Source organism: Streptomyces sp. NPDC052064 (assembly GCF_055585925.1).
In genome coordinates this window covers 338,362-351,700 of the sequence record NZ_JBVJJE010000009.1, presented here as the reverse complement: position 1 = coordinate 351,700, position 13,339 = coordinate 338,362, and the positions used below count along the sequence as shown (strand labels likewise).

The 13,339-nt window shown below is 72.6% G+C and carries 12 protein-coding genes; 4 read left to right on the top strand and 8 right to left on the bottom strand.

From position 1 onward, the window contains the following. Positions 1 to 6: 6 nt before the first annotated feature. On the top strand, positions 7 to 933 hold the full coding sequence (locus ACZ6TU_RS25815) for an RNA polymerase sigma factor SigF (protein ID WP_467673402.1): 927 nt from the start codon (positions 7 to 9) through the stop codon (positions 931 to 933). A 297-nt stretch (positions 934 to 1,230) separates the two neighbouring features. Here the strand turns inward: ACZ6TU_RS25815 and ACZ6TU_RS25810 are convergent, their stop codons facing one another. The 5 genes from ACZ6TU_RS25810 to hutU form a co-directional block, all read right to left on the bottom strand. Then, complete coding sequence (locus tag ACZ6TU_RS25810) at positions 1,231 to 1,536, bottom strand: hypothetical protein (protein WP_467673400.1); 306 nt, start codon at positions 1,534 to 1,536, stop codon at positions 1,231 to 1,233. Positions 1,537 to 1,725: 189 nt separating this feature from the next. After that, positions 1,726 to 3,051, bottom strand: coding sequence for an imidazolonepropionase (gene hutI / locus ACZ6TU_RS25805; protein ID WP_469551325.1), 1,326 nt, complete (start codon positions 3,049 to 3,051; stop codon positions 1,726 to 1,728). Further along, a complete protein-coding gene (locus ACZ6TU_RS25800; protein WP_469551323.1) occupies positions 3,048 to 4,400 on the bottom strand; it encodes a formimidoylglutamate deiminase in 1,353 nt (450 codons plus the stop codon). Before ACZ6TU_RS25800 ends, hutI begins: the two co-directional genes overlap by 4 nt. Next, positions 4,391 to 5,593, bottom strand: a complete 1,203-nt coding sequence (locus tag ACZ6TU_RS25795) for an allantoate amidohydrolase (RefSeq protein ID WP_469551320.1) — start codon at positions 5,591 to 5,593, stop codon at positions 4,391 to 4,393. The genes ACZ6TU_RS25800 and ACZ6TU_RS25795 overlap by 10 nt, the downstream gene beginning before the upstream one ends. Positions 5,594 to 5,784: 191 nt before the next feature. Then, positions 5,785 to 7,503, bottom strand: a complete 1,719-nt coding sequence (gene hutU / locus ACZ6TU_RS25790; protein WP_469551317.1) for a urocanate hydratase — start codon at positions 7,501 to 7,503, stop codon at positions 5,785 to 5,787. A gap of 149 nt (positions 7,504 to 7,652) precedes the next feature. On the opposite strand from hutU, the gene ACZ6TU_RS25785 reads away from it, so the two are divergent. Beyond that, positions 7,653 to 9,092 (top strand): type III PLP-dependent enzyme domain-containing protein, encoded by a 1,440-nt coding sequence (locus ACZ6TU_RS25785; protein WP_469551313.1) that lies wholly within the window; start codon positions 7,653 to 7,655, stop codon positions 9,090 to 9,092. A gap of 101 nt (positions 9,093 to 9,193) precedes the next feature. Here ACZ6TU_RS25785 and ACZ6TU_RS25780 read toward each other — a convergent pair whose 3' ends face one another. Continuing rightward, entirely contained in the window at positions 9,194 to 9,778 is a 585-nt protein-coding gene (locus ACZ6TU_RS25780) for a hypothetical protein (RefSeq protein ID WP_469551310.1), read from the bottom strand. Between the two features lie 102 nt (positions 9,779 to 9,880). Further along, the gene (locus tag ACZ6TU_RS25775) at positions 9,881 to 10,723 is read right to left on the bottom strand and encodes a MurR/RpiR family transcriptional regulator (RefSeq protein WP_467673386.1); all 843 of its coding nucleotides are present in this window, start codon (positions 10,721 to 10,723) and stop codon (positions 9,881 to 9,883) included. 175 nt (positions 10,724 to 10,898) lie between these two features. Between ACZ6TU_RS25775 and ACZ6TU_RS25770 the strand changes: the two genes are divergently transcribed. Further along, complete coding sequence (locus tag ACZ6TU_RS25770) at positions 10,899 to 11,324, top strand: hypothetical protein (RefSeq protein WP_467673541.1); 426 nt, start codon at positions 10,899 to 10,901, stop codon at positions 11,322 to 11,324. A gap of 16 nt (positions 11,325 to 11,340) precedes the next feature. Here ACZ6TU_RS25770 and ACZ6TU_RS25765 read toward each other — a convergent pair whose 3' ends face one another. Beyond that, on the bottom strand, positions 11,341 to 12,102 hold the full coding sequence (locus ACZ6TU_RS25765; RefSeq protein ID WP_467673384.1) for an SDR family oxidoreductase: 762 nt from the start codon (positions 12,100 to 12,102) through the stop codon (positions 11,341 to 11,343). Positions 12,103 to 12,247: 145 nt separating this feature from the next. Between ACZ6TU_RS25765 and ACZ6TU_RS25760 the strand changes: the two genes are divergently transcribed. Continuing rightward, on the top strand, positions 12,248 to 13,141 hold the full coding sequence (locus ACZ6TU_RS25760; RefSeq protein ID WP_467673382.1) for a helix-turn-helix transcriptional regulator: 894 nt from the start codon (positions 12,248 to 12,250) through the stop codon (positions 13,139 to 13,141). Positions 13,142 to 13,339: the final 198 nt, after the last annotated feature.

Genomic DNA, 13,339 nt, shown 5'->3' with positions numbered 1-13,339 from the left:
AGAACGATGGAGGACATCATGTCACCCCGGCTCGACGCATCGCGTACCCAGAAAGCGACGTCGACACCCCCTCCGGAACATCTGGATCCCATCGAGCAGGTTGAGATGCTCGTCACACAGGACGACCTTCTCGCCGGACTTCCGGACATCCCCCCGTACGAGGAAGTCGACGCGGTCGACGCACGGGCCCTGTCCAAGACCCTCTTCGAGCGCCTCGAGTCGCTGGAGGAAGGCACCCACGAGTACTCGTACGTCCGCAACACGCTCGTCGAACTGAACCTCGCGCTGGTCAAGTTCGCCGCCTCCCGGTTCCGCTCCCGCAGCGAGCCGATGGAGGACATCATCCAGGTCGGCACCATCGGCCTGATCAAGGCGATCGACCGCTTCGAGCTGTCCCGGGGTGTCGAGTTCCCCACGTTCGCGATGCCGACCATCGTCGGCGAGATCAAGCGCTTCTTCCGCGACACCTCGTGGTCCGTGCGCGTTCCGCGGCGGCTCCAGGAGCTGCGGCTCGACCTGGCCAAGGCCGGTGACGAGCTGGCCCAGAAGCTGGACCGCGCCCCGACGGTGGCCGAACTGGCCGAGCGCCTCGGCATCTCCAACGACGAGGTCGTCGAGGGCATGGCCGCGTCGAACGCCTACACCGCCTCCTCGCTGGACGCCCAGCCGGAGGAGGACGACTCCGAGGGCGCCCTCGCGGACCGCATCGGCTACGAGGACCACGGACTCGAAGGCATCGAGTACGTCGAGTCGTTGAAGCCGCTGATCGCCGAACTTCCGCCGCGCGACCGGAAGATCCTGTCCCTGCGCTTCGTCGCGGGCATGACCCAGTCGGAGATCGGCGAGGAACTGGGCATCTCCCAGATGCACGTCTCGCGTCTGCTGTCCCGGACGCTGGTACGGCTGCGCAAGGGGCTGACCGTCGAGGAGTGATCCTCACTGGACAACGCTGTACCGGGTGACGCTGTCCTTCGGGGGCGGACCGAACGGTCCGCCCCCAGGCGCGTCCTGGGGTCACAGTTCGCCCGCTGCGGGGTGCCGCTGCGCCCGCCCTCGCCGGGCGTGACCTCGGCCGGCCGCAGCCGGTCGGCAAGGATGTCGCCACCAGCCGGTCGGCGAGGATGTCGCCACCGTCGGCATCTGGAGCGGGAAGAGGCTGCCGCTCGCGCCTGCGCCCGCCCCGCGCCCGGAGGAGCCGACCGCCGCAGAGGCCGTGACCACGCCGACTTCTCACGGTGAGTAGACGATCAGCGCCGTGGTCGGCAGGAAGGTGGCCAGGGCGCTGAGCCACCAGTAGGTGCGTGGGGTGAGGGAACTCCGGCGCGCGATGGAACGGTTCACGGCCACCCAGAGCATGCCGTAAGGCACGACGACGATGGCCGCGATCGGCAGCCAGAGCACCATGGGGTCGTTGTCGGTCGGCTCGGGGCCGCCCACCCAGCTCGCTGCGAGGAACCACAGCATCCAGATCGGTATCACGCCCGGGATGCCGAGAAGCACATTCGCGCCCAGGGCCACCTGCCACCGTCTGGTCATCGGTCCAGCCTCCCTTCGTCCGCCGGTACTGCTCCAGGATGTACAGGCGAGCACCGCCTCCGTGACCTGGACATCGCATTCCTCGTCGTCGAGCGGCGAGGGCCCGGTCCGGGAGTGGTCCTTGCCGGTGACCGGCAGCAGCTGAAGGACAGGAAGGTCTCCCCGACCGGCGCTGTGTGCGTTCGTCGGTCAGAGCACCCGCTCGCCGCGCCGCCACACTCCGGTGACCAGCGGGACGCCCGGCCGGTAGGCCAGGTGGACATGGCTCGGGGCGTCGAGAAGCGTCAGGTCCGCGTACGCGCCCGGGGTGAGGCGGCCGATGTCGGTGCGCCGGAGGGCCGCGGCGCCGCCCGCCGTGGCCGACCAGACGGCCTCGTCCGGGGTCATGCCCATGTCCCGTACGGCGAGCGCGATGCAGAACGGGACGGAAGAGGTGAAGGACGAGCCCGGGTTGCAGTCGGTGGAGAGGGCCACGGTGACGCCCGCGTCGAGGAGGCGGCGGGCATTCGGCCACTCGGCGCGGGTGGAGAACTCGGCACCGGGGAGGAGTGTGGCGACCGTGCGGCTGTTCGCCAGGGCGTCGATGTCCTCCTCCGTCAGGTGGGTGCAGTGGTCGGCGCTGGCCGCGTCGAGTTCGACGGCGAGCTGCACGCCCGGGCCGTACGAGAGCTGGTTGGCGTGGATACGGGGGTGCAGGCCGCGTGCCTTGCCGGCGGTGAGGACCGCGCGGGCCTGGTCGCCGTCGAAGGCGCCCTTCTCGCAGAAGACGTCGATCCAACGGGCGTGCGGGGCGCAGGCGTCGAGCATCTCGCCGGTGACGAGGGCGACGTAGGCGGCCGGGTCCTCGGCGAACTCGGGGGCGACGATGTGGGCGCCGAGGTAGGTGACCTCGTCGGTGTGGCGGGCGGCGACGCGCAGGGCGCGGGACTCGTCGTGGGTCGTGAGGCCGTAGCCGGACTTGGTCTCGAAGGTGGTGGTGCCCTGGCGGAGGGCCTCGTCGAGGTAACGGGTGACGTTGGCCTCCAGTTCCTCGTCCGTTGCCGCCCGGGTGGCAGCGACGGTCGTGCGGATGCCGCCCGCGCTGTACGGCCGCCCCGACATCCGGGCGTTGAACTCCTGCGTCCGGTCGCCCGCGAAGACCAGGTGGGAGTGGGAGTCGACGAAGCCGGGGAGGACGGCCCGGCCGCCGGCGTCGACCCGATTGTCAGTGGCGGGTGCTTTGCTTTGATCACCGGTCCACGCGATGCGGTCGCCTTCGATGACGACGGCCGCGTCCTGGATCAGTCCGAGGGGGGAACCTTCCCCACTCTCGAATTTGCTCGAGCGGGGGGACCCCCGTCCGAGGGAGGGGTCGTTGGTGACCAGGGCGGCGATGTTGGTGATGAGCGTGCTTGCGGTGCTCGCGGAGTGGGCGGGGCTGACGGTCGTCGCGTTGCTCATGGCGTCCTTGGTGGCCTGGTCGGCGGTGGGGTCGGGTTCGGGGGCCGACCGCTCGGAGGAGCGGCCCGGGGTCATCCGCGCAGTGCTTCGACGGCGTCCGCGAGGGCGTGCGGCACATCCGGTACGAGCGAGTGCACCCCGTCCCGTACGACGTGCCGACCTCCCACGACCGTATGCGACACGTCTGCTGCCGACGCGGCGAATACGGCCGTCTCGGCCCCGAGCCGCGGAAGCGGCCCTGCCGTCCTGACCGAGTCGAGCGCGATCGTCGTGAAGTCGGCGAGCGCGCCGGGTTCCAGGGCGCCCGCGTCCGCCCAGCCGAGTGCCGAGTGCCCGTCCGCCGAGGCGGCCCGCAGGAGGGCAGCCGCCGTCCAATGCCCTCGGGTGCGGGTGCGCAGGCGCTCGTTCAGCTCCATGGCGCGCGCCTCTTCGAACAGGTCGATCACGGCGTGGCTGTCGGAGCCGAGGGAGAGCGGCGAGCCCGCCTGCTGAAGGGCGACGGCGGGCCCGATGCCGTCGGCGAGGTCCCGCTCGGTGGTGGGGCACATGCAGGTGCCGGTGCCGCTGCCGCCGATGAGGGAGATGTCCTCGGTGGTCAGGTGGGTGTTGTGGACGCCGGTGGTGCGCGGGCCGAGCACCCCGTGGTCGGCGAGCAGCCGGGTGGGGGTGCGGCCGTGAGCCTCCCGGCAGGCGTCGTTCTCGGCCGTCTGTTCCGACAGGTGCACATGGAGCGGGGCCCGCCGCTCCTCGGCCCACCGTGCGACGGTCGCCAGCTGATCGGCGGGCACGGCCCGCACGGAGTGGATCGCCGCTCCGATCCGCGCGTGATCCCGTTCCTTGAGAACTGAACAGCGATCGGCCCAGGCGTCCGCGGTGCCGTCGGAGAAGCGGAGCTGAGGGGCGGTGGGCGGCTGTCCGAAGCCGGAGGAGAGATAGGCGGTGTCGAGGAGGGTGATGCGGATCCCGGCTTCGGCGGCGGCCGCGATCAGGGCCTCGCCCATCGCGTTGGGGTCGGCGTAGCGGGTGCCGCCGGGGGCGTGGTGGACGTAGTGGAACTCGCCGACCGCCGTGATGCCGGCCAGGGCCATCTCGGCGTACACGGCGCGGGCGAGGGCGTGGTAGGTGTCCGGGGTGAGCCGGGCGGCCGTGGCGTACATGACCTCGCGCCAGGTCCAGAAGGTGCCGGAGCCGACCTGGACGGTGCCGCGCAGGGCGCGGTGGAAGGCGTGGCTGTGGGCGTTGGCCAGTCCGGGGAGGGTGAGGCCGCGCAGGACCTCGGCGCCGGGGGGCGGGGCGGGGATGCCCGGGCGGACGGCGGCGATGCGGCCGTCCCGGACGTCGAGGGCCACGCCGGGCTCGACGTGCGTGCCGAGCCAGGCGTGCTCCAGCCAGTACGTGCGCGTGGCTGCTGTGGTCACCTGCACGCCAGTCCTTCCAGTACGTCGGCGAGTGCGAGTACCCCGGCCACGCAGTCGTCCTCGGTGGCGGACTCGGCCGGTGAGTGGGAGACGCCGGTGGGGTTGCGCACGAACAGCATGGCGGTCGGGATGCTCCCGGACAGGATCCCGGCGTCGTGTCCGGCGCCGGTGCCGAGGACGGGGACGGTGAGGCCGGTGTCCTTGCCGAGGATGCGGGCGAGTTCGTCGCGCAGGGCGTGGTCGAACTCGACGACGGGGGTGAACGACTCACGCACGACGGCGAGATCCACACCGTGGGCGGCGGCGTACTCCCCGGCCGCCTTCTCGACGCCGGCGACCACGGTGTCCAGACTGTCCTGGTCGGCGGCGCGCGAGTCGAGCCAGCCGCGCACCAGGGAGGGGATGGCGTTGACGCCGTTCGGCTCGACGGCGATCTTGCCGAAGGTGGCGACGGCACCGGCGAGTTCGGCCTCGCGGCGGGCGGCGAGGACGGTCTCGGCGTAGGACAGCATGGGGTCGCGCCGGTCGGCGAGCCGGGTGGTGCCGGCGTGGTTGGCCTCGCCCCGGAAGTCGAACCGCCACCGGCCGTGGGGCCAGATCGCGCTGGCGATGCCGACCCGGTCGCCGGACAGGTCGAGGGCCCGGCCCTGCTCGACATGCAGTTCGATGAAGGCGCCGATGCGGGCGAGCCGCTCGGGGTCGGGCCCGATGGCATCCGGGTCGTATCCGGCGGCCTCCATGGCGCGCGGCAGTGTCACGCCCTCGCCGTCGGTGAGCCGGCGCGCCTGCTCGCGGGTGAGCTGCCCGGCGGTGAGCCGGGACCCGACACAGGCGAGCCCGAACCGGGCGCCTTCCTCGTCACCGAAGTTCACGATGCCGAGGGGCCGGGTGAACCGCACGTCCCGGCCGCGCAGTTCGTCCAGCGCGGCGAAGGCGGACACGACTCCGAGAGGACCGTCGAAGGCCCCGCCGTCCGGCACGGAGTCGAGATGCGACCCGGTGACGACGGCGTCCCCGGCGGCGGGGTCACCGAGCCAGGCCCACTGGTTCCCGTTCCGGTCGACCTCGTAGCGCAGTCCACGGGCAACGGCTTGCTCCTCGAACCAGGCCCGACAGTCGCCGTCGACACCGGTCCAGGCGAATCGGCGGTAGCCGTTGGAGGCGGGGTGCCGGCCGATGGGCAGCAGGTCGCGCCACATCCGGTGGAAGTCCGCGCCACCGGGGCCAGGCTGTGAGCCGGCAGGCGGCTCAGGCTGTGGGCAGTCGTTCCGCAGGGCGATGGGGGTCCCCCCTGCTCGAGCGGAGCCGAGAGCTTGGGAGAGGGTGGGCACAGCCGAACCCGCGGGCGGCGACGGTGCACCCGCCCCCACCGGAGAGTTGCCGTCACGAGTCACGCCGAGTCACCCTCACGCATCGGCACCCGGACGCCCTTCTCCTGAGCCACCGTCTCCGCGATGTCGTACCCGGCATCCACATGCCGGATGACGCCCATGCCGGGGTCGTTCGTCAGCACCCGCCGGATCTTCTCGCCGGCCAGCTGCGTACCGTCTGCCACCGTCACCTGCCCCGCGTGGATCGATCGCCCCATGCCGACCCCACCCCCGTGGTGCAGGGACACCCAGGACGCCCCCGACGCGACGTTCACCATCGCGTTCAGCAGCGGCCAGTCGGCGATCGCGTCGGATCCGTCGAGCATGGCCTCGGTCTCCCGGTAGGGGGACGCGACGGAGCCGCAGTCGAGATGGTCGCGGCCGATGACGACCGGCGCGGCCAGCTCTCCGCTCGCGACCATGTCGTTGAACCGCTCACCGGCCTTGTCCCGCTCGCCGTAGCCGAGCCAGCAGATACGGGCGGGCAGGCCCTGGAAGTGGACCCGCTCCCCGGCCATGCGGATCCAGCGGGCCAGGGACTCGTTCTCCGGGAAGAGGTCGAGGATCGCCTTGTCGGTCTTCGCGATGTCGGAGGCCTCGCCGGACAGGGCGGCCCAGCGGAAGGGGCCCTTGCCTTCGCAGAACAGCGGGCGGATGTAGGCGGGGACGAAGCCGGGGAAGGCGAAGGCCCGGTCGTATCCGGCGAGTTGCGCCTCGCCGCGGATGGAGTTGCCGTAGTCGAAGACCTCCGCGCCGGCGTCCATGAAACCGACCATGGCCTCGACGTGCCGGGCCATGGACTCGCGGGCCCGGGTGGTGAAGCCGGCCGGGTCCTTGGCGGCGGCGTCGGTCATGTCCTCGAAGGCGGTGCCGAGGGGCAGGTAGGCCAGCGGGTCGTGGGCGGAGGTCTGGTCGGTGACGATGTCGATCGGGGCGCCCATGGCGAGCAGCTGCGGCACCAGCTCGGCGGCGTTGCCGAGGACGCCGATGGACAGCGGGCGGCGGGCGTCCCGGGCCTCCACGGCGAGCCGCAGCGCGTGGTCCAGGGAGTCGGCCTTCACGTCCAGGTAGCGGTGCTCGATGCGCCGCTCGATCGCGCGCGGGTCGCAGTCGACGCAGATCGCCACACCGTCGTTCATCGTCACGGCGAGCGGCTGGGCGCCGCCCATCCCGCCGAGACCGGCGGTCAGCGTGATCGTCCCCGCGAGGCTGCCGCCGAACTTCTTCGCGGCGACGGCGGAGAAGGTCTCGTAGGTGCCCTGGAGGATGCCCTGGGTGCCGATGTAGATCCAGGAGCCGGCCGTCATCTGCCCGTACATGGTCAGGCCGAGGGCTTCCAAGCGGCGGAACTCCTCCCAGTTCGCCCAGTCGCCGACGAGGTTGGAGTTGGCGATGAGGACGCGCGGGGCCCACTCGTGGGTCTGCATGACGCCGACGGGTCGGCCGGACTGGACCAGCATGGTCTCGTCCTGCTTCAGCCCCCGCAGCGTCCGCACCATCGCGTCGAAGGAGCGCCAGTCGCGAGCCGCCTTTCCGGTGCCGCCGTAGACGACGAGCTTGTCGGGGTGCTCGGCGACCTCCGGGTCGAGGTTGTTCTGGAGCATGCGCAGGGCGGCTTCCTGCTGCCATCCCAGGGCGCTTCGTTCCGTGCCGCGCGGTGCTCGGACAGGACCAGGGGGCGGCCCGTAGGGCCTCGTTTGAGGGTGGTGGAGGGAGACGGGCGGGCGGGGTCCTGACATGGGCTGCCTCCTGGTGGGTGTGTGGTGCTCCCGGCGGGTGGTGCTGCGGTCATTGTTGCTGCGGCTATTCACATCCTGACCATCTGAATAGAGCTAGTCAATACGTCCGGGGGTCGGCGCGGCGGTGCCGTGGATGTTTGGCTGGATGCATGGGCGCACACATCGAGGGATCCGGGGCAGCCGGAGCGGACGTCAGCACGGCGGGGGACGGCATGGGTGACGACGGTCGGGTGGGCGACTCCGGTGCCGGGCGGGCGGCCCGGCGGCACGAGGCGGTACGGGCCGCCGTGGAGCGGGGGCTGCTCGGGCCCGACAGCCCCATCGTCGGGCTGCTGGACGTCACCGGCATCCGGGAGTCGGCGGCCGAGCTGAGGGCGGCCTTCGACGCGGTCGTGGCGCCGGGCACGCCCGTGCTGCACGCCTTCGCGGTGAAGGCGACACCGCTGGTGCCGGTGCTGCGACTGCTGCGCGAGGAGGGCGTCGGCGCGGAGGTGGCGAGCCCGGGCGAGCTGGCGCTGGCACGGGCGGCGGGGCTGGGCCCGGAGATGACGGTGCTGGACTCGCCGGCCAAGACGCCCGGTGAGCTGCGCGAGGCGCTGGCGCTGGGCATCGCCGTCAACGCGGACAATCCGCAGGAGCTGGACCGCATCGACGGCCTGATGAGATCCGCCGGCAGCCGCTCCCCGCTCGGGATACGGGTGAATCCGCAGATCGGCGGGGGTTCCATCGAGGCGACGTCCACGGCCACGGCAACATCGAAGTTCGGGGTGGCGCTGCGCGACGAGGGTGCCCGGGAGTGGGTCGTGCGGGCGTATCTGGACCGGCCGTGGCTGACCCGACTGCATGCGCACACCGGGTCCCAGGGAGTCCCGCTGTCCCTGATGGCGCGGGGCGTGGCGGAGACGTACGAGCTGGGCGAGGAGATCAACCGGCGGGCCGGGCGGCGACAGGTCGACACGCTCGACATCGGGGGCGGGCTGCCGGTGAACTTCGCGTCGGACGCGACGACGCCGACGTACGCGCAGTACGCGCGGACGCTGGCCGAGGAGGTGCCGGGGCTGTTCGACGGGCGGTACGGGCTGGTGACGGAGTTCGGGCGGTCACTGCTGGCGAAGCACGGGACGGTCGTGGCACGGGTCGAATACGCCAAGAGCGCGGGCGGCCGGCCGGTGGCGGTCACGCACGCGGGCGTGCAGGTCGCGACGCGGACGGTGTACGCGCCGGGGGTCTGGCCGCTGAGGATCGCCGCGTACGACTCCAAGGGGCGTCCGAAGGAGGGTCCGGCCGTGGTGCAGGACGTGGCCGGACCGGCGTGCTTCTCGGGCGACCTGCTGGCCGAGGGGTGTGCGCTGCCGTTGCTGGAGCAGGGGGACTTCGCGGCGGCGCTGGACACGGGGGCGTACTACTTCGCGCACCACTACGCGTACAACTCGCTCGTCCGGCCTGCGATCTATGGGTTCGGGCCGGGTGGGGAGGGGCGTGTCGCCTTCGCGGTCGTGCGGGAGGCACAGACGGTCGAGGAGGTCGTGGCGGAGTCCGGAGGGACCCAGGTCGATGCGCTGCTGAACGGGCCGTGGGGGCTTTCGTAGTCCCCGGCTGCGGCTTCACTGTGGCTGGTCGCGCCCGCACGGCGGGAGCCGCCCACATCGAATGCGGCCCCGCTCCCCTGAGGCGGCCTCCCCCTGCCCGATCAGACGAGCGCCGGCGTTTTCCTTCTTGCCCCGCCCGGGGCCGCGTCGCCCGCCGCGACGCCCGTGCTGCGGTACCCCTTGACCCGCTTGCCCGCGGGGCCACCCGCGCCCCCGCGCAGCCAGTCCACGCGCACCCACAGCAACACCTCGTCCGCGCGCTCGCGGCGGCCGAGCCACGCGGCCTTCAGCCACAGGCCCGCACCGCAGCCGGCCAGGAGCAGGCCGGCCGCGGCGGGCACGGCGAAGGCACTGCCCAGGGCGGCGAGGAAGGCGAGGGCGAGCCACCAGCGGTGGTGGCGGCGCCAGTTGCGTGCCGTGACCGCGCGGTCCTGGAGGACGTCGTGCTTGGCGGCCCGGGACGCGGAGGCGGCCAGGGTGACGTAGCGCTTGCGCCGGCCGTAGGCCACTGCGGCCGTCGCCAGGACGAACAGTGCCGCCCCGGCCAGGACGCCGATGCGGCGGCCCGTCAGTCCCGGGGGCAGCAGGCCGATGCCCGCCGCGAACACACCCAGCCACCACAGCGGGGCCGCACCCGCCCGTACGATGACGGCCACCCGAGCCAGTCCCTGTCCTCCGCGCGTCACGTTCAGCCTCCGTCCGGTCTGCGAAGCGCCTGAAGGGCGTTACAGGAGAAACACGTTAGCGACACAACGTGAGACGAATCTGAGAATGCGGTGCCCGTACCGTCAGTCGACGAACAGCCCCCGCGCCGCCGCCTTCACGTCGAACTCCTCCAGGCGGGACTGGGCCTCCGGCAGGTCGTCGCACATCGCTTCCAGCAGGACCCGGCCGAGCAGCATCGGGGCACAGGCCGTGTCGAAGGCGAGGCCGGTGCCGACCGCTGCGGGGAGCAGCAGGTCGGACACCTTGGCCACCGGTGCGAAGGCGGAGTCGGCGACCGTGACGACGGTCAGCCCGGCCTGTCTGGCGTAGTCGAGGGTGTCGACGACCTCGCGGGGGTGCCGGGGCAGCGCGAAGCACAGCAGTGCGGTCGCGCCGGCCCGGACGGCGGCGTCGATGCGGTCGTGGAGCATCGTGCCGCCCTCGTTGAGGAGCCGTACGTCGGGGTGGACCTTGGCGGCGAAGTAGGCGAAGCCGTGCGCCTGGGCGGCCGCCGCCCGCAGTCCGAGGACGGGGAGCGGCCGGGAGACCGCGAGGAGTCGCCCCGCCCGCTGCACGGGCCGGGGGTCGGCCAGGGCCTCCGCCAGGTGCCGCAGGTTCTCGATCTCGGCCTCGACGGCCTGCTGGTACTCGTTGTGGGAACCTGCGTCCGCGGCGGGTTCGGCGGGGGTGACCTCGCGCAGGTGGCGGCGCAGGGCCGGATAGCCGTCGAAGCCCAGGGCGACGGCGAAGCGGGTCACGGACGGCTGGCTGACCCCGGCCAGCTCGGCGAGTTCCACGCTCGACAGGAACGGCACGTCGGCGGCGCGCCGCACCATGCTGTGCGCGATGCGCCGCTGGGTCGGCGTCAGCCGGTGGCCCTCGAAGAGCGCCTGCAACCGCGCGGCAGGGCTGTCGGTCACGCTCATGACGTGCTCCCCCTCGCCTATTCAGTAGCTGAGGATTCTGCATGAGCATATGCAGACCGGCAAGCGGGACCGAAGGGCCGGCCCAGCCTCGCGCCCGACAGCCCCAGGTGAGACAGGGGGGCTAGCCCCAGTGCGGCCGGCGCCCCGGCTTTCTACCGTGAGCGACATGACCGGAATGGACGCGCGGGACACCGACCTGAAGAGGGAACTCGACGCCACCCTGCACGCGCGCAGGGATCTGGGCGAGGAGTACGAGTCCGCGCTGGTCGACTCGTTTCTGGAGAAGGTCGACCAGCGGATCGACGGCACGGTGGAGCGCCGGGTGCGCCGGCAGCTCGCCGAGCACCAGATGCAGACGGCCCGGGACTCCCGGTCGCCGGGGGCGACGGACTCCTGGGGCGAGCGCTTCGGCTTCGGGATCGTCTCCCTCGTCCTGGCGGTGCCGCTGTCCGCGATCGGCGGAGGCGTGGGCCATCTGCCCGGCCTGCTCGCCGCCTGGGCGGGCATCGTCGGCGTCAACGTCGCGCAGGCCGTCCGCACCGACCCGGGCCTGTTCGGCGGCCGCCGCAAGTCCTCCCAGAACAGCGACTGGGAGGACTGAGCGGGCAGCACGCCGTTCAGACCTGCCGCGTCGGAAGCGCGACGATCTGCCGCAGGTTGACCCGGCGCGGGCGGCTGGTCACGTAGGCGACCAGGTCGGCGAGTTCCTCGGCGGACAGCGCGCCCACCTCGGCCACTATGCCCGCCACCTGCCGGGCCAGTTCCTCGTCGACGATGTGCGTGCGCAACTCGCTCTCGACGATCCCGGGCTCGATGTTGGTGACCCGGACGTCCCGCGGCCCGAACTCGCCGCGCAGGGACTCGGACAGATAGGTGACGGCCGCCTTGGTCGCGCCGTACACCGCGTAGTTCGGGAAGCTGACGTGCGCGGCGATGGACGAGATGTTCACGATGTCGGCCGTACGGCCGTCCGCGGCGGCGCCCACCAGGTCGCCGGTGAAGGCGCCGGTGATCCGCAGCACTCCGGCGACATTGGTGTCGAGCATCCGCTGCCACTCGTCGGCGCGCCGGGCGTCGACGGGGTGCGGCAGCATGACGCCGGCGGAGTTGACGACCAGGTCGACGGGCCCGTACTCCGCGTGGATCCGGTCGGTGGCGTCGGCCACGGACGCCTCGTCGGTGACGTCCGCGACGACGGCCAGGGCCTGCCCGCCGTCGGCGCGGATCTTCCCGGCGATCGCCGCCAGCCGTTCCTCACGCCGGGCGAGCAGCGCCACCCGTGCGCCCCGGGCGGCCAGCAGCACGGCGACGGCCTCACCGATCCCGCTCGCGGCTCCGGTGACGACGGCGGTGCGGCCGGCCAGGTTCTCGTACGGCATGGAGGGTCCCCTCGGTGGTGGCCGGGGCGTCTCCCCGGCCTCGTCCACCACCCTCGGCTCCCTCGGCGGCCGTACCCAGGGCGCCGCTCTTCCTGGGTCCGGCAGTACCAGGTTCGCCGGCCCCGGGCCGCCTAGGCTCGGACCCATGGACGGAGAACTGGGAGACTTCCTGCGCTCGCGCCGCGCCCGTATCCAGCCGGAGGAGGTGGGGCTGACCTCGTACGGCCGCCGCCGTGTCCCGGGGCTGCGTCGTGAGGAGGTGGCGCAGCTGGCCGGGGTGAGCGTCGACTACTACATCCGTCTTGAGCAGGGCAGGGGTCCCGGGGGCCCCTCCCGGACGAAGTCCGGGGGAGTCTCGGATGCCGTGCTGGACGCGGTCGCGCGGGTGCTGCGGCTGGACGAGGCGGAGCACGAGTATCTGCGGGCAGTCGCCCGGCCCCGCCGGCGGGCCGAGGGCGGTCCGGCCGCGTCCCGGGAATCCGCGCCCCAGGAGGCCGCATCCGCGTCCCGGGTGCGTCCGGGTGTCCAGCTGATCCTGGACGGCATGGACCGCAACCCGGCCTACGTCCTGGACCACCGCATGAACGTTCTCGCCTGGAACGCCCTCGGTGACGCCGTGGTCGGCTTCAGCGACAGGTCCCCCGGCGACCTCAACCTGCCCCGCCGCGTCTTCCTCGACCCCGCCGCCCGCGACCTCCACCCGGACTGGCCGGCGATCGCCTCCCAGACGGTCGCCCACCTCCGCCTCAACGCGGGCCACCACCCGGACGACCCCGCCATGGGCGACCTCGTCGGTGAACTCTCCCGCGCCAGCGCCGACTTCCGCCGCCTGTGGGCCGACCACCTGGTCAAGCCCTGCGACCACGGAGTGAAGCAGGTCCGGCACCCGGTCGCGGGCCTGCTGACCCTCCCGTACGAGACCCTCACGATCCCGGCGGCCCCGGACCAGACGATCGTGGCGTACGCGCCCGAACCGGGCACGGAGACGGCGGAGCGGCTTGCGCTGCTGGGGAGTTGGGTGACAAGCCGGACCGGCTGACGCCCGCACAAAAGAATGCGCGGGGACCGCCGCACCCCCGTGACGGGGGGCGGGACGACGGCGGTCCCCGCGTAAGACGCGGGCCTGGTCAGGCCGGGCTTGCGCGTCTGTGACGTCGGTGGAGGTCCGGGAGCCGCTCCGGAGGTCCTTGACGCCAACGGCGTCGGCCGGGGCGGGGAGCCGCTCCCGCCCTGCCGA

Coding starts and splice junctions, on each gene's coding strand:
- ACZ6TU_RS25815 (WP_467673402.1), top strand. CDS start 7: ATGGAGGACATCATGTCACCCCGGCTCGACGCATCGCGTACCCAGAAA.
- ACZ6TU_RS25810 (WP_467673400.1), bottom strand. CDS start 1,536: ATGACCAGACGGTGGCAGGTGGCCCTGGGCGCGAATGTGCTTCTCGGC.
- hutI (WP_469551325.1), bottom strand. CDS start 3,051: ATGACCCCGGGCCGCTCCTCCGAGCGGTCGGCCCCCGAACCCGACCCC.
- ACZ6TU_RS25795 (WP_469551320.1), bottom strand. CDS start 5,593: ATGTGGCGCGACCTGCTGCCCATCGGCCGGCACCCCGCCTCCAACGGC.
- hutU (WP_469551317.1), bottom strand. CDS start 7,503: ATGTCAGGACCCCGCCCGCCCGTCTCCCTCCACCACCCTCAAACGAGG.
- ACZ6TU_RS25785 (WP_469551313.1), top strand. CDS start 7,653: ATGGGCGCACACATCGAGGGATCCGGGGCAGCCGGAGCGGACGTCAGC.
- ACZ6TU_RS25775 (WP_467673386.1), bottom strand. CDS start 10,723: ATGAGCGTGACCGACAGCCCTGCCGCGCGGTTGCAGGCGCTCTTCGAG.
- ACZ6TU_RS25770 (WP_467673541.1), top strand. CDS start 10,899: ATGGACGCGCGGGACACCGACCTGAAGAGGGAACTCGACGCCACCCTG.
- ACZ6TU_RS25765 (WP_467673384.1), bottom strand. CDS start 12,102: ATGCCGTACGAGAACCTGGCCGGCCGCACCGCCGTCGTCACCGGAGCC.
- ACZ6TU_RS25760 (WP_467673382.1), top strand. CDS start 12,248: ATGGACGGAGAACTGGGAGACTTCCTGCGCTCGCGCCGCGCCCGTATC.